Source organism: Acidovorax sp. ACV01, from assembly GCF_014851495.1.
GTDB lineage: Bacteria > Pseudomonadota > Gammaproteobacteria > Burkholderiales > Burkholderiaceae_C > Acidovorax > Acidovorax radicis.
In genome coordinates, this window is sequence record NZ_JACUZT010000006.1 from 157,223 (window position 1) to 172,668 (window position 15,446).

At 69.7% G+C, this 15,446-nt stretch carries 13 protein-coding genes; all 13 read right to left on the reverse strand.

The features are described from left to right. Positions 1-13 precede the first annotated feature (13 nt). The 13 genes from IB243_RS18060 to IB243_RS18120 all read right to left on the reverse strand — a co-directional run bounded on the left by IB243_RS18060 (position 14) and on the right by IB243_RS18120 (position 15,445). Positions 14-406: a DUF3037 domain-containing protein gene (locus IB243_RS18060; protein ID WP_192428607.1), complete on the reverse strand. Its 393-nt coding sequence runs from the start codon at positions 404-406 to the stop codon at positions 14-16. Continuing rightward, a complete protein-coding gene (locus IB243_RS18065; protein ID WP_192428608.1) occupies positions 393-1,187 on the reverse strand; it encodes a HipA family kinase in 795 nt (264 codons plus the stop codon). The genes IB243_RS18060 and IB243_RS18065 overlap by 14 nt, the downstream gene beginning before the upstream one ends. Continuing rightward, positions 1,184-2,260, reverse strand: coding sequence for an aminotransferase class I/II-fold pyridoxal phosphate-dependent enzyme (locus IB243_RS18070; protein WP_225585033.1), 1,077 nt, complete (start codon positions 2,258-2,260; stop codon positions 1,184-1,186). The genes IB243_RS18065 and IB243_RS18070 overlap by 4 nt, the downstream gene beginning before the upstream one ends. Beyond that, positions 2,257-3,258 (reverse strand): adenosylcobinamide-phosphate synthase CbiB, encoded by a 1,002-nt coding sequence (cbiB, locus tag IB243_RS18075; protein ID WP_192428609.1) that lies wholly within the window; start codon positions 3,256-3,258, stop codon positions 2,257-2,259. The genes IB243_RS18070 and cbiB overlap by 4 nt, the downstream gene beginning before the upstream one ends. Next, positions 3,246-4,793: a PepSY domain-containing protein gene (locus IB243_RS18080; RefSeq protein ID WP_192428610.1), complete on the reverse strand. Its 1,548-nt coding sequence runs from the start codon at positions 4,791-4,793 to the stop codon at positions 3,246-3,248. Before IB243_RS18080 ends, cbiB begins: the two co-directional genes overlap by 13 nt. A gap of 28 nt (positions 4,794-4,821) precedes the next feature. Next, positions 4,822-6,939 (reverse strand): TonB-dependent siderophore receptor, encoded by a 2,118-nt coding sequence (locus tag IB243_RS18085; protein WP_192428611.1) that lies wholly within the window; start codon positions 6,937-6,939, stop codon positions 4,822-4,824. A 71-nt stretch (positions 6,940-7,010) separates the two neighbouring features. Next, a complete protein-coding gene (gene cobO, locus IB243_RS18090; RefSeq protein WP_192428612.1) occupies positions 7,011-7,580 on the reverse strand; it encodes a cob(I)yrinic acid a,c-diamide adenosyltransferase in 570 nt (189 codons plus the stop codon). A gap of 28 nt (positions 7,581-7,608) precedes the next feature. Next, positions 7,609-11,853, reverse strand: coding sequence for a cobaltochelatase subunit CobN (gene cobN / locus IB243_RS18095; RefSeq protein WP_192428613.1), 4,245 nt, complete (start codon positions 11,851-11,853; stop codon positions 7,609-7,611). Further along, entirely contained in the window at positions 11,850-12,236 is a 387-nt protein-coding gene (locus IB243_RS18100) for a DUF2149 domain-containing protein (protein ID WP_192428614.1), read from the reverse strand. The genes cobN and IB243_RS18100 overlap by 4 nt, the downstream gene beginning before the upstream one ends. Next, on the reverse strand, positions 12,233-12,700 hold the full coding sequence (locus IB243_RS18105; RefSeq protein WP_008906167.1) for a hypothetical protein: 468 nt from the start codon (positions 12,698-12,700) through the stop codon (positions 12,233-12,235). The genes IB243_RS18100 and IB243_RS18105 overlap by 4 nt, the downstream gene beginning before the upstream one ends. Then, on the reverse strand, positions 12,697-13,515 hold the full coding sequence (locus tag IB243_RS18110) for an ABC transporter ATP-binding protein (RefSeq protein WP_192428615.1): 819 nt from the start codon (positions 13,513-13,515) through the stop codon (positions 12,697-12,699). The genes IB243_RS18105 and IB243_RS18110 overlap by 4 nt, the downstream gene beginning before the upstream one ends. Next, a complete protein-coding gene (locus tag IB243_RS18115; RefSeq protein ID WP_192428616.1) occupies positions 13,512-14,546 on the reverse strand; it encodes an iron ABC transporter permease in 1,035 nt (344 codons plus the stop codon). Before IB243_RS18115 ends, IB243_RS18110 begins: the two co-directional genes overlap by 4 nt. Beyond that, positions 14,543-15,445 carry an ABC transporter substrate-binding protein gene (locus tag IB243_RS18120; RefSeq protein WP_192428617.1) on the reverse strand — a complete coding sequence of 301 codons (903 nt, stop codon included), beginning with the start codon at positions 15,443-15,445 and terminating at the stop codon, positions 14,543-14,545. The genes IB243_RS18115 and IB243_RS18120 overlap by 4 nt, the downstream gene beginning before the upstream one ends. Between the last annotated feature and the right edge of the window lies 1 nt (position 15,446).

The window sequence follows — 15,446 nt, forward strand, 5'->3', positions numbered from 1 at the left end:
GCAGAGTATTCAGTCAAGGCAGTGGGCGGACCATGCGGTCCATGATGTGTTCGAGCGCTGCCGCCGCATCGGTGCAGCGGCCGGTGTGCACGGGGGATGTCTGGATGATGGCGCTGCGCCGGGCGGTGAGCCAGTGGAAGCGCTGGCGGTACGGCAGGCGCGCAATCGGGCCACAGCCTTCATCACCCGCGCAGATGGCCACAATGGCCGCCAGATGGCGGCGCACGGTGTCGATATCGGCGTGCGGGTCCATGGCCAGCAGGCGCGCCTCGTCGAGCGCGATGGCGGCCTGCAGAAAGCCAGTGCGCTGGCACGAGAGGATCACCCCCGCGTTGATGAACTCCTCGCGCTCCACGCGCGGCACCACGCGCACGATGGCGTAGTCATACACCTCAGGCACATGCATCGACGGCTCCCTTCACCGCATTCACCCATGTTTCACGCCCGGCCAGGCGCGCGCAGAAGTAGTCCACATAGGCCTGGCGGTGGCTTGCGGGCGCCGACAGCGGGCCTTCGGCATGCTCGGCCCCGGCCAACGCCAGAAACTCATCAGGCACTTCGGCCAGGATGCCCGTGACCACCTCGGGTGTAAGGCGCGCCGCCAGCTCGGCATCCACCTGCGCCAGCGCCGTGGCCTGGGCCAGCAGCACATGGTCGGCAATCGGGGCGAAGGGTTTTGCAGGCTGGGCCACCACGCCGTTCCAGGCATGGTGAAAGGTCAGCGCAGCGCCGTGGTCGATGAGCCAGGGCTTGCGGTGCCACATGAGCAGGTTGGTGTTGCGCGCGGTTCGGTCCACATTGCCCACCAGCGCATCGAACCACACAAGGCGCGAGGCAAAGTCATCGGACACAACATCCACCGCAGGGTCGAAGTTGAGCGCGCCCGAGAGGTAGTCCAGCCCCACGTTCAGGCCGCCGCTGGCACGCACCAGGTCCTGGATCTCGGGGTCGGGCTCGGTCTGCGCCAGGGCTGTGTCGAGCTGCGCCAGCACGATCTCCGGCACGGGCAGACCCAGCGCGTGGGCAATGCCGCCCGCGATGATTTCGGCCAGCAGGGCGCGCACGCCCTGCCCCGCGCCACGGAACTTGAGCACATAGGTGCCCAGGTCGTCGCCCTCGACGATGGCAGGCATGGAGCCACCTTCACGCAGCGGCGTGACGTAGCGGTTGACAGTGATGATTCTCACGAGGTCTCCCCTGAACCGGTTGAAACTCTGTTCGGGATGTTACGGCCCTGCAGCGCTTGCCATGCGGCGTGCAGCGCATCTTGTGCATCAGGTGGCAGCACCCCCAGGCGCACGGTACCGGGCAGCCCGAACGAGGTCGCATCCCGCAGCTTGATGCCACTGGCGCGCAGCGCCGCCAGATCGCCCTGCAGTGTGGCTGTGGCGGGCTGCGCGCAGAAATAGTTGGCCAGGCTGCCTGCCTGCACGGCCCAGCCAAGGTCGGTACACAGGGCCTGCTGGCGTGCCTTCCAGTCGCGCAGGGTGGCCAGGCTGAGCACCAGCCACTGCTGCACCATTGGACTTGTCCACGCCTGCAGCAAGGCTACGCCATGGGCACCCACGGGCCAGGAAGGCGCCAGGGCCGTCAATGCCTGCACTGCGTCCTCACCCCCTGCCGGTGCGACGGCATAGGCCGCACGCACGCCCGTCAGCCCTAGCGCCTTGTTGGGGGTCCAGAGCTGCCAGCTGGCTGATGGCAGGCGCGGCGACGGTGCACCGCCCCACGCGCCATCGGGGTCTAGCCACAAGGGAACATAGGCGCAATCAAGCACCCGTAAAACACTGGCAGCTTCGCCTTCTCGCCAACCGCGTACTGCGGGATCTTCCAGCCCCAAAGGGCTGGACGGCTCGCACGCCCATTGCAACCCCACCGCAGCGCCACCGCCCCGCAGCACATCCAGCCCACGCACCTGTGCAGCCTGGGCATAGTCGCCATAACTGTGCGGCGGCACGGCCACCTGCACCGCGCCCTGCTGTGCGGCGAGTGCGGTGATGCGGTGGATGAACTCGCTGGCACTGGCCGCCAGCACGATGCGGCCCGGCGCCACGCCGTGAAAAGCACCCAGGGCCTCGCGCAGCGCGGTGTAAGCCGGGTCGGGGTACCGCGTAGCGTCGGCCACCTGCAGGGCGTGCAGTGCCTCAGGGCAGGGCCCGCACGCATTGCTGTTGGTCGAAAAATCAAACACCGGGATGCCTGCAGCGTCCGGCCCACCGTGCAAAGGCACCGACACGGGAAAAGAAACCGGGGATGTCATGCGTGCACCCATGCAAAAGCCACCAGCACCAGGAGCTGGATGGCCACCACCACCGGCACCATGGCCAGAACCACCTGGGTGCCCAGGCGCGCCGCGCGCCGCGTATCGAGTGGCCCGGCCCGGCGGCCGTTGCTGTGCAGCGTGTACACACCCGGCTTGGCCAGGCGCACGCCCAACGCCAGTGCCATGGCCGCCATGGGCCAGCCGCTGTTGGGGGATGGCGTCTTGCGCGCCTGTCGCACCAGCGCTGAAAACGGCAGGCCCTGGGCCACCACCGCCAGCAGCAAGGCCGTGATGCGCGCGGGCACCCATGACAACACATCGTCCGCCCGCGCAGCCCACTTGCCCGCCCATTGCCAATAGCGCCCACCGCGCATGCCGGGGTAGCCCCACATGGCATCGGCCGTGTTGGCAAACCGGTACAGCGCGGCGCCCGGAAGACCCAGCAGCGCAAACCAGAACAGCGGCGCCACCACCGAGTCGTTGAGGTTCTCGGCCAGCGACTCGATGGCCGACTCGCGCACCTGCACAGCGGTGAGGGCACTCACATCACGGCTCACCAAGCGGGCCAGCTGCGCGCGCCCGGCGGGCAGCGACTGGCCCAGTGCCACCTCCACCGCCAGCACCTCGTCGTGCAACATGCGCCAGGCCAGCAGCGGCTTGAGGAGCAACGCCAGCAATGCCACTGCCAGGAACTCGTGGAACATCAGCACCAGATGCTGCGCCACCCACGAAACTATCAAAACAATAGCTGCTAACGCACACCAGATAAGCGCTGAACGCCAAAAAAGCTTGATATCACGGGCCACAGGCGCCGTGGGCGCCAGCCGGTCACCCCACCACTGCAGCGCTTTGCCCATCCACACCACGGGGTGCCAGGCCACGGGCGGCTCGCCCAGCCACCAATCCACCGCCAGCGCCAGCAACGGGCACCACAAGAGCACGTGGAACAGGGCCGCACCCGTACCGGGGAAAAGCACGGCCCTCAGGCTGTCCATGCGCCCTCCGCTGCCCGCACGGTGGCCGATGACGACCGTGCAGCCCGCCGCCGACGCGGCACCAGCACACGCCAGGCCACCACACAGGAGGTGATACACAGCGCCACCCCCAGCAGCGACAGTCCCACGATCAGCGTGGTACGCAATGCCGGACGCGCCAGCAGCGGAGCGAAGTCGAGGCTGTGCAGTCCGTTGTAGAGCAACCGCTGCCAGGGCGTGGAGGCGTCGGCACGCATCACAATGCGGGCGGAGGCAGCGTCGGCGTACACCGTCACTTCGTCCTCAGCCCAGTGGGCACGCCAGACGGGCAGCGGACGGTGGAAGGAAGTGGATGCGTCATGGTGGCGCGCATAGTACAGGCCGTCGTACTGGGTGACTTGTTCAATGCTCGGCGCTGGCATGCCCGGGCGCAGGCCCTGCAGGGCAGCCAGTACCGCTGCATCGGGCACGGCCTGCGCCACGGTGGCCTCGGGCCCGTCGGCACGCACCAGGCGTTGCACCACGCCCTCCCCCTGGCCCCGCACCCGGTACCAGGCCTGGCCGGCCATGCGCAAGGTGTCCACCTCCAGCGGCACCAGCCCCTCGGCCGCCGCCAGCGCCACGGCCTCGGCCGGGCCGCGCACCATGCGCGGAGCCTCCCCCGCCCATTGCGTGCGCGCCTGTGGGTCGACCGCGCGGCCGGTAAACACGCCAAAGGGGTTCATCGACATCAGCCCCGAGAACATCCAGGTGAGCGTGAACACCGCCGCCACCAGGCCCAGGATGTGGTGCCAGCGCATCCAGAACTTCTGATAGGGAATCCAGCGCCGCCGGTTCAGGAACAGCTGCCAGATACCCAGCGCAATGCCCGTGGCGGCCAACAGCACACCAGGGATCGAGAGCCACACCACCACGTGGTGCCAGGCCTTGGGGAACTGCCGCAGCACCGTGGGGTAGATCCAGTGCGGCACGGCGCCCAGCCAGTTCCAGAAGCGTTCTGCGCGGCGCGTGTCGCGCACCACCTCAGCGGCGCCGGTTGACACATACAGCTCCAGGCCATCGTCGCCGTCGAGCAGCACCTTGACCAGGGGGCGGTGCGCATCCAGGCCCTGGGGCACCGTCCACTGGTCCCGCTCCACCCATTCGGTGCCCATGGCACGGCGCCCGCTGAAGGCCTCGGCCACGGTGGCGGCTTGCGCATCGCTGAGTGGTGGCACCACGGCCCCGGTGCGGGCATCCACCGTGTGCCAGCGCAGGGCCGCGCCCGCCTCTGACGCCGCCAGCATGCGCCACACAGGCGCATCGCCCAGCATGCCCAGCCGCGCCTCGCCGCCACCGGTCGGGCGCAAGCCCGCGCGCTGGGCGGCATCGGGTGCGGCCAGACAGCAATCGGCAGGCAGCTGCAGCGGCGGCAAGGCCGCCAGCCGCTCGGCCTGCGTCAGGCTGGGGAACGGCACGAAGTACAGCACCACCCCGCTCACGAACCACATGAGGAAGAACAGCGCCAGCACCACGCCCAGCCACTTGTGCACAAAGATGACGAGCTTCTTCACCATGCGCCGTTCCTCGCTCGACTCACCAAGATCAGAACGTGGCGCGCGCGGTCAGCTGCACGGTGCGCGGCGCGCCCAGCAGCCAGCGCGCGGTGGCCGTGCCGGCCAGTGCGTAGTCGCGGTCGGCCAGGTTCTTCACGGCCAGGCCGAGCTTGAGGTTGCGCGAATAGTCGTAGGCCAGCGAGGCATCCAGCACCACATACGACGGCAGCTGAGCGGTGTTGGCGGTGTTGCCCTGGCGCTCTCCCACATAGCGAGCGCCAAAACCAGCCTGCCATTGGGGCAGGAAACGGTAGGCCGTCCAGATGCTGGCCGTGCGCTCGGGCACGCCCGTGGGCGTGTTGCCGTCACGCGAGACCAAGGCGCCCGAGACCAACTCCTTGAAGTTGTCATACCGCGCCCGCAGGAAGGCAGCGTTCGCATCGACGGTCCAGCCGCGCACGGGCTCGGCCGCAAAGGCCAGCTCGATGCCGGTAGACGATTGCCGGCCGATCTGCTGGGTGATGTTGGGGTTGCTGGCATCGCGCGAGAGCAGGTTGCGCTTTTCGATCTGGTAGAGCGCTACCGTCCACTCGCCGCGCAGTGCAGGCACGGCGCCCTTGGCACCCACTTCCACCTGGCGGCCTCGGGTCAGATCGAGGGTGTTGCCGCCGCCGGGCAGCGACAGTGCGCCACTCAGAGGATCGGTGCCGGTGCCGAACTGGCCATAGAGCGAGAGCGCATCGCTGGGCGACCACACCGCGCCTATGCGGCCGGTGACGGGTGAATACTTCTTGACCAGGTTCACTCCAGTGCGCAGGTCGGTGTTGTCCAGCTCCATGTGGTCGCTGCGCAGGCCCGCCACCAGCTTCCACTCCGGCGTGAGGTCGAGGGCGTTCTCCGCGAACAGGGCCGAGGCCCGCAGCTTGGAACGCCGGCCGGGGATGGTGAGCACAGGGCTGATGAAGCCGCCGGGCGTGAAGTTGAACGGGTCCACCGTGCTCGCGCCGCCGTAGGGCGAATTGTTGGTGTGCACAAGCTCTGTGCGGTACCAGTCCAGGCCCACGATGAAGCGGTTCTTCATGCCACCCAGGTAGCCGTCGAACGTGGCGTCGAAGCGGTTGCCAGTCTGCTCCTGGTCGTGCAGGATCTCCAGGTAGTCGCTGCGGTTCACGGCCGTGCCTGCGGCGTTGAAGCTGTAGGCCTCGGCATTGCGCCAGTGGCGGTCGGTGGCCAGGTGGTAGGTCTCGTTGCGAAGGTGCACGCCCGCGGCGGCCTGGTAGTCGACCTTGGCGCGCAGGATGCGGTCGTCGTACTTCACCACCGAGTCGGCCACGTTGAAGTTGGTGCGGCGCAGGCGGTCGTCCAGCACCCCATTGCGCAGCGGCGTGCCAAAGTAGCGCGCGTCGTCGTTCACACCACCGTCGAGCGACAAGGTGATGTTCACGTCGCGGCTGGCGCGCACGGCCAGGGCCAGGGCGTAATTGTGGCGCTGCACGTCCATCAGCGCGCGGTAGCCGTCGCTTTTTTCCGCATCGAGATAGACCGAGTAGGCCAGCACGTCGTTGATGGGGCCGCGCAGGCCCACGCCGCCCTGCACCGTGCCGAAGGAGCCCACGCTCAAGAACGCTTCGCGCTGCGGGGCACTGAAGACCGGGCGTTTGGTCACGTAGTTCACGGCCGCGCCAATGGCGCCATCGCCATAGAGCACCGAGGCCGGGCCGCGCAGCACCTCGACCGACTCCATGGGCCAGGTCGAGAACGGGTAGGTGATGGTGCCCGAGGCGACGATGAGGCGCGTGCCATCCACCATCTGCGCCACCGAGCTATGGCCCGCAAAGCCCCGCGCCACCAGGCTGGTGCCGCCGTTGCCAGGGGCCGGAGCCTCGGTGATGCCGGGCATGCGCACGGCCACGTCCTGGGCGCGGGTCAGGCTGCGCTCTGCAATGTCGCCCGCACCCAGGCTGCTCACGCTGGCCGGTGTCTCCCGCGCGGTGAGGCCCAGGCGCGAGCCCGTGGCGCTGGGCGCATCAAGCGAGAGCGTGCTGCCGGGCGCGGACAACGTGTCCGTGACCTGGACGGTCGGCAACTCGGCGGTGGCCTGGGCCATGGCGGTCTGCGTGGTGCAGGCGAGCACGGCCAGCGACAGGGGGGTGAGGTGTTTGCGCATGAAGAGGACGAACAAAAGAAAAACAGGGGTGGAAGGACGGGCCCCCAAAGCAGCTGCGGGAATTACAGGTTTCAGTCCTCGATGCCGCGCTGCGCGGGAATGCCCGCCTTGAACGCGTGCTTGACCATCTGCATCTCGGTCACCGTGTCGGCCAGCTCGATGATCTCGGGCGGGCAGCGGCGGCCGGTGAGGCACACATGCACCTCCTTGGGCCGGTCGCGCAGCGTCTGCAGCACGCCTTCGAGCGGCAGCCAGCCGTAGATCAGCGGATAGGTGATCTCGTCGAGCACCACCAGAAAATGTTCACCCGACAGGATGGCGGCGCGCGCCTTCTCCCAGCCGTCGCGCGCCAGCTGCGCCGAGTGCTCCAGGTCCTTGCTCTTCCAGCTGAAGCCGTCGCCCAGGCCCTCGATGGGCAGGCCGAGTTGCTCGAACATGCGGTGCTCGCCAAAACGCGCCGTGGGCACTTTCATGAACTGGAAGATCTTCACAGCCTTGCCCCGGCCGTGGGCACGCAGCGCCAGCCCAAAGGCCGCCGTGCTTTTCCCCTTGCCGTCGCCGGTGTTGACGATGACGATGCCGCGGCGCTCGCCCTCGGGTTTTTCGTAGCGCTTCTCGGTGGGTGGGGTTTCGATCTGCATGGTGTGGGTGCTTTCTAGAAGGGGCGATTCACGCGCGGGCCAGGCCGGGCGCAGCGGAGATTGAGAACGGACGACGCGCCTGCCACGCAGCGCCCGCCAGCACCACCAGGGCCATCACCAGCAGGGCCACGATGCCGGCCATGCGCTCCACGGGGCTGGGCTCTTGGGCGGTGTCGGGGGCTTCGCGCTCGGGCTGGCGCTCCAGCAGCACGCCCAGGGCGGGCACGGTGGGTGCGGCGGGCGGGGCCTCGGCCTGGGCGGGCGGTGCAGGCAGGTCGGCAGCAGGCGGTGCAGGCTGCGGCGCCGGGGCCGGGGCCGGGGCCGCTGGCAACTGTGGAGTGGCCACGGCCAAACCGACGGGCGCGGAGTCCGCCGCAGGCAAACCCTGCGCGGCCTGCTCTACCCAGCGGCGCACGCTAGGCAGCTCGGCGGCCAGCGGCGCGGCGCGCGTGAGCTCCTGGTACATCTGCGCGAGCTGTTTTTGCGTGTCGGCATCGGCCTGCCAATAGCCCTGGCGCTGCGCCTGCACCAGGCGCTCCAGCGACTGGGCATAGGCCTGCGGATGCTCTTTGAGCCACTCGGGCAGGCCCAGCTGGTGCTTGTCGCGCGCCAGCACGTCGTAGAAACTCTGCCAATGGTCGCTGCGCACCGTGTCGGGCGCCACGGCCTGCCAGCCCCAGGCGAACTGCACGGCCTTGAGCACCTGCAGCGTGCCCGAATAGCCCTCGGCCTTCTGCGCCTTGAGCCAGCCCGGGTGCAGGTAGCGCGACTGCATCTCCAGCGCAATGGCGCGCTGTGCAGTTTCGGTGGTGGGCTCGCTCACATCCTGCAGCTGGGCCACATGCAGCTCCAGCCCCTGCGGCCGACCGGCCACACGGGCTGCGGCCGACAGGCCACCCAGGTACTGGAACGGGTCGTCCGAGCTGACCATGGCGTACAGGTTCGAGCTGCGCGACAGGATGGCGGCGTCGGTGCGGCGCAGGTGGGCCCCCAGCGCCTTCGCGGCCGCGCCGCCAGCAACCCCCGTCACCGGCTCGCCCTCCAGATAGGGCTGGCTCATGCGTTCGAGGAACATCTGGCCCAGGCGCGCATCGTTGGTTTGCAGGCCGTCGCTCTGCACCGCGTCGGACAGGCCGGTGCCGTAGTCGCCCACCGCGTTGCCGAACGAGCGCACGCGCGCCAGTTGCTCGGCCTGTGCGCGCGGCACACCCTGCTTGCGCAGCTCCTGGCCGATCTGCTCGGTATTGCGCGCAATCACATTGCCGGGCTCGGCCGTGGCGGCCTGGGCCACGGCGCGGTCGAGCAGTGCCATCAGCGCGGGGAACTGGTCGCGGTACGAGCCGGTGATGCTCATGAGCACATCGACGCGCGGGCGCTTGAGCTCGTCGGCGGCAATGGTCTCCACACGCACCGGGCGGCCCGAGTCGTCCCACACCGGGCGCATGCCCAACGCCACGAGGGCCTGCGCTTCCATGATCCCCTGGTGGCGCAGTGTTTCGCCCGCCCACAGCGACAACGCCATGCGCTGCGGCACCTGCCCGCCATGGCGCGCCTGGTAGTCCTTGAACCAGTCGTTGAACAGCGTCTGCGCCACGGCATAGGCCTGGCGCGTGGGCAGGCGGCTCGGGTCCAGCCCCGTGAGGTTGCGGCCCGTGGGCAGGCTCTCGGGGTTGCGGATCGGGTCGCCGCCGTACGCAGCGGTGAGGAAACGGCCCTCCAGCCCCGCGAGCAGGCCGGGCATCTCGCCTTCGGTGGCCAAGAGGCGCTCCAGCTCCTGCGCGCGCTGCGCCAGCTGCAGCAGCGCGGGCGTGTCGATGGGCTTGCGCGCGGCGCGGTTGGGCACATGGTCTTCGGCGCGCACCACGTCGGAGGCACCCGCAGCACCCGGCGTTGCCGCCTGCGCTGGCAGCACGGGGCGCAGGTCCAACACGCTGGCGGCCTGCGCGTCGATCAGCGCCACTTCCAGCCAGCGCGCGGGGCGCGCGGCCAGCACGGCATCGTGCTTGATGAGGAAGGCCTCGTCGATGTCTTCGCCCAGTGCCTCGATCAGCGGCTTGCGCAGCGCCTGCAGGATGGTCTCGCGCCGCTGCTCGGGCGCGGGCACGCGGCCGAACACGGCCAGGCCCTTGGGCTGCGAGCTTTGCGCGAGTTGGTCCAGGTAGGGGTGCAGGATTTCCAGGAAGCCGCTGAAGTCGGCCGCGATGCGCTCGGCGCTCCATCCCAGGTCGCGGTGCAACTGGTGCTCCACAAACTGCGCGACCAGCTGCTTTTCGAGCGCGCGGCGCGTGGGGCCTTCGTCCACGGTTTCCCATTCGTGCATCACCTCGTGCATGTGGGCCATGCGCGCCTCGAAGCCCGCCGGGGCGAACACCGGCGTGCGGTGGCTCACCAGCACGGCGCGGCCCCGGCGCTTGGCCGTGAGGGCCTCGCCCAGGTTGTCCACGATGTAGGGGTAGACCACGGGCAGATCACCGAGCGGCAGCAGCGCGTCGTCGTGCACATCCAGCGCACGCGCCTTGCCACCGGCCCATTCCTGCGTGCCGTGCGTGCCGAAGTGGATGAGCGCATCGGCCTCCAGCTGCGCCCACAGGTACACGGCCAGGTAATGGTGCGACAGCGGCGCCTTGGACTTGTGCATGAACGGGTTCTGGCCCAGGCGCAGGGTTTCTTCGCGCGGGGGCTGGGGCAATACCGAGAGCTTTCCCACCTGCAGGCGCGGGATGGCGAACACTTTTTCGCCCTGCCACTCGACCACGTAGCGGCTCTTTTCGGGCGCGCCCCAGTGCGCGTTCATGCGATCGCGCACGGCCTTGGGCAAGGTGGCCAGGTGCTGCTCGTAGCGCGCCAGCGGCAGCGCGGCGGCCTGGCCGTTTTGCAGCAGCGCGCGCACATCGGCGCCGGGGTAGTAAGCGGCGAGCAGCGGCTTGAGCCCATCGATCCAGCCCTGCTCGGGCACCTGCTGCGTGCGGTAGCCCGCCTGGGCCAGGCCGCCAGAGACCTGTTCCAGGCTGCGCGGCACGTTGAGGAACGATGCGCCGAAGTTGGTGCCGCCCGGCGGGTAGTTGTAGACCATGGCCACCAGGCGCTTGTCGGCGGCGGGTTGGGTCTGCAGCGCGATCAGGCGCCGCGCCTTGGCCGCCACGGCCTGGGCCTGGCGGTCGATGAGGCGAAAGTCTTGCCCCTCGGCGCCGTGGGCGGCGACCAGGACGGGATCGATGGCCCCCGCCGCCTCGGGCTGCGCCAGGTAGAACGGCACATCGGACAGCGACAGGCCCGTGTCGCTGGCCTCCCACGCGGCGGCATCGCCCGCTCGGTACGGCTGCGTGCCCAGCAGGGGCACGCCCCAGCGGGCCAGCAGCGGCTGCAGCGCGGCGGCCTGGGGCACGAGCTGGTGCAGCACCAGGGCAGAGGCGTGCAGGCGGCCGGGTCCGGTGCCGCTCTCGGGGGGCATCTCCAGCACCTCGGCCAGGGTCTGCGCCGTGACCTGCTGGCCGAACGCCGCATAGGCGAACAGGCCTTGCTGGCGGAAGCTGCGCAGCCAGGCATCGAGCCATTCGGTGCTGCCATCGACAAAATGGTGGCGGTGCACCAGCACGGCCACCGCCGGCAGGCCCCGCAGCGCGGACTGGCCCTGGCGCCAGGCCTCCAGCGCTGCGGCGTTGGGCAGCAGGCGGGGCGCGTCGGGGTGGTAGATGCCCCGGGGGGGCAGGATGTCGGGCGCGGGCAAGGCGGGCATGGCAGCACCCGCCACGGTGGCACGCGCCAGGGCGATGGCGCTCTTCAGGTTGCGCGGGCCGCCGGCCTGCAGGTAGGCCACCATGCGGGCGGGCGCATCGAGCGCGGTCAAGTCGGCGGCGGGGGTGCCCGCAGGCACCCAGACCACGCGGCCGGGTGAACGTGTGGCACGGGCATCGAGCTGCGCCCCCGCCATGCGGCGCAGGCGTGCCTCCACGCTGGCGTGCGGCGCATCCACCCACACCAGTGCAGCGCCCGCCAGCGCGCGCTCCAGCTTCTGGGCCTGGGCCGCGTCCAGCACCGCCGGGCCACCCAACGTGTAGTCGATATGCACAAAGCCCAGACCCGCCTCGGTGGCCAGGCGCTGCACCATGGCCGTGCGCGTGGCTGTGGTGATGTCGGAGGTAAGCCACAGCAGCACGGGTGCGGCCTTGTTGGCGCCAGCTGCGCCCTGGGCCTTGTCCGCCTGCACGGCATGCACCAGCGGCGCAGCCAGCAGCAGGCACCAGAGTGCCGCGCGCAGGATCAGCGCCTTCATGGCTTGGCGGGTGCCGGCGTGGCGGCGCCACCCGCGCCACCGGCCGAAGCGCCGGCAGGAGCAGCGCCCGTTTCAGGGATGTAGACGATGTTGCCGTCTTCGAGCTTGTAGGCCACGCCCGCACGCACGCCCTGCCCTTGCGCTGCGCTGCCAGCGCCCTTGAAGCGCACTTCCTTGCCCTGCTCGCGCACCACCACCTCCATGTCGGGCTGGCCGGGGTTGCGGATGATGGTGACGCTCTCGTTGGCGCTGGTCTGGGTCTGCACGGCCACGGCCGTGAGCAGCGCCACCACGAGCACCAGGAACACGTCCACCAGGTTCACGGCCGATAGCATTGGGTCGTCGTCGTCTTCGGCCAGCACATTCAGGTGCTTCAAGGTCATTGCGCCACCCCGCGCTCCTTGCGCACCACCAGCAGCTCGGCCAGCAGCCAGCGGCGGCGCACCGAATACACCACCAGGCCCACCGACGCGGCGGCCAGCGCCAGCACCACACCGGCAAAGGCGCCGCTGAACACGGCCAGGGCCTGCTGGCCGTTGCCCGCCGCCACGCTTTGCAGCGCAGGGCCGAGCGGGATCATCGTGGCGATCAGCCCCAGCATGGGCGACAGGCGGCTGAGCAGGCGAACGGGCTCCACCTGGCGCACCAGCTGCAGCTCCAGCTCTTCCATCGACAAGCCAGGGGCCACCCGCAGCGAGCGGTACTGCGGCTGGCGCCAGCGCTGCCACGCCTCCATGAGCGTGGCGCCACCCGACCACAGCGCGTAGACAAACGCCAGCCCCACCAGCACCAGCACCGGCCACAGCAGCGACTGCGCAACCTGCGAAAAACCCGATTCGATGTTCATGCTTGCACGTCCTTCATTCCTTGGTTGTTGTTCTTGCGTTGCAGGGAGGGCAGCGCCATCCACATGCCATCCAGATGCCGCACATGGATGCGGTGGTCAAACACGCTCTCCAGCGCGGCGTGGGTATCGGGCGCATCGCAGGCGCCCTGGTGCAGCACGCGGCCATTGGCCATCACCACCATGTCGTCGGCCTGCAGCGCCAGCGACACCTCGTGCAGCACGCTGACCACGGTGCCGCCCGCGTCCACCAGCGCGCGCATGGTGTGCAGCCAGTCGGTCTGGTGGGGCGGGTCGAGGTTGGCCAGGGGTTCATCCATCAGCAGCACCTGCGCCTGCACGGCGAGAGCCCGGGCCAGCAGCACGCGCTGGCGTTCGCCACCCGACAGCTGCGACAGCGGGCGATGGCGCCAGTCCCAGGACTGCGTGGTGCGCAGCGCCTGCTCGACCGCTGCGTGGTCGGCCGCACCCGGCGGTGCCAGCCAGGCCTGGTGCGGCAGGCGGCCCAGCATGGCCACGTCGTAGCTCGTGAGGTCGTCGGCCGAGCCTTCGTTCTGGCCCAGCCAGGCGAGCTGGCGGGCACGTTCACGCGCCGGGATTTGCGCGAGCGGGCGGCCCAGCAGCAATACTTCGCCCTGCACCGCAGCGCGCGGCAACAGGCCCGCCAGCACCTTGAGCAGGGTGGACTTGCCCGCGCCGTTGGGGCCGACGATGCTGGTCCAGCGCCCGGCAGGCAGTTGCAGGTCAATGCCCTGCAATATCAAGCGATTTCCGATGCTGGCGCTTATCTGGAAAGCGCTGATAGCTACTGAATTCATAGCGAACCACCTTGCGACGTCCGCCGGTGCATGAGCCACAGCAGGTAGGTTCCGCCCAGCGCCGCCGTGAGCACGCCCACGGGCAGCTCCTGCGGTGCCAGCAGCCAGCGCGCCAGGATGTCAGCCGCCAGCAGCAGCACGGCGCCCATCAGGCTTGCGAGCACGATGTGCCGCTCGTGCGTCACGCGCACGATGGAGCGCACCAGGTGTGGCGCGGCCAGCCCCACAAACGCGATGAGCCCCGTTTGCGCCACGGCCGTGCCCGTGGCCAGCGCCATGGCGGCCACCAGCCCGACGCGCATGGGCATGAGCGGCAGGCCCAGGCTGGCCGCCGTGGCCTCGCCCAGCGTGAGGCCATCGAGCGCGCGCGCCAGCATCCAGGCGACCACCGAGCACAGCCCCCAGGCCACGGCCATGAGCACACAAGCCATCCAGCCCACAAAGGCGGTGCTGCCCAGCGTGAACGCCTGCATGGCCTGCAGGATGTCGGGCGAGGCCAGCTCCACCAGGTCACGCAGGGCCCCCAGCACCACGCCCACGATCACCCCCGCGAGCAGCAGGCGCAGCGTGTGCTGCACGCCTTTGGCCAACAGCAGCGTGAGCACCACCGCCCCCGCCGCGCCCAGGAAAGCCATGCCCGTGATGCCGATGCGCGCCAGCCACTGCGCCGCCACCGGCGACACACCGAACAGCGCCATCGCCACCGCCCCGCCCAGCGCGGCGCCCGAGGCGCTGCCCAGCAGGTACGGGTCGGCCAGCGGGTTGCGAAACAGCCCCTGCGCCACCGCGCCCGACAGGCCCAGCAGCGCGCCCGCCAGCCACGCGCCCAGCGTGCGCGGCAGGCGGATGTCCCACACGATCTGCCAGGCGACGGGGTCGCCGTGCATGCGCAGCACGCTGTCAAAACCCGTGCTGCCCACGCTGGCGCCACACACGGTCAGCACAACACTGGCCAGCAGCAGCCAGGCGGCACACCATGCCGCGCGGCGGCTGGCGGAACCTGTTGGCAAATCCATGGCAAGGCTGGTCATGGAGCTTTCTCCACCAGACAGCGGGCCATGATGCGCGCGGCCTCGGCCATGCGCGGGCCAGGTCGCACCACCACATCCGAATCACCGGGGCCAAACACGCACAGCCGGTTGTCGCGAATCGCACGCATGCTGGCCCAGCCGGGGTACGGCACCATGGCCTGCATGCTGCGGTTGCCGATCATGATGATGTCGGGGTTGGCGCGCACGACGAACTCGGGGTTCAGGCGCGGGAACGGACCGAGCGACGCAGGAACCACGTTGCGCACCCCCAGCCGGGTGAGCGACTCGCCGATGAACGACGCCTCGCCCGCCGCGTATGGCCCACGGCTCACCTCGAAGTACACGCGCGCATTTTTGGCCTTGGGTGGCAGGGACTGCGCCGCCGCCAGCACACCCGCATCGATCACGCGCCAGAGGCGGTCGGAGCCCTGCGCGCGGGGCACGCCCAGCAGGTCGCTCACGGTGCCCAGCACGCGGCGCACGTCGGCATGGGTCTTGGGCTCCAGCTGCACGACGGTGAGGCCCAGTGCCTCCAGCCGGTCGCTGGCGCGCGAGCTGACGGACATGAGCACCAGGTCCGGCTTGAGCGCCACGATGGCCTCGATGCTCGGATCGATCCCGCCGCCCACCTTGGGCAGCTTGCCGACCACGGCCTCGGGCCAGTTGGAATAGCGGTCCACCCCCACGAGCCGGTGGCATTGCTCCAGCTCGCACACGCTTTCGGTCAACGAGGGCAGCAGGCTCACGATGCGCTCGGGCGGGCGGGGCAACGCGATCTTGCGGCCCTTGTCGTCGGTGATCTGCACAGGCTGCGCCCGCGCCAGCCCGGCCATGAGCAGGCCCAGCAGCAACAGGATGGCGATGACCCACAGGATGCGGCGCACGGGGGTTGGTTTCATA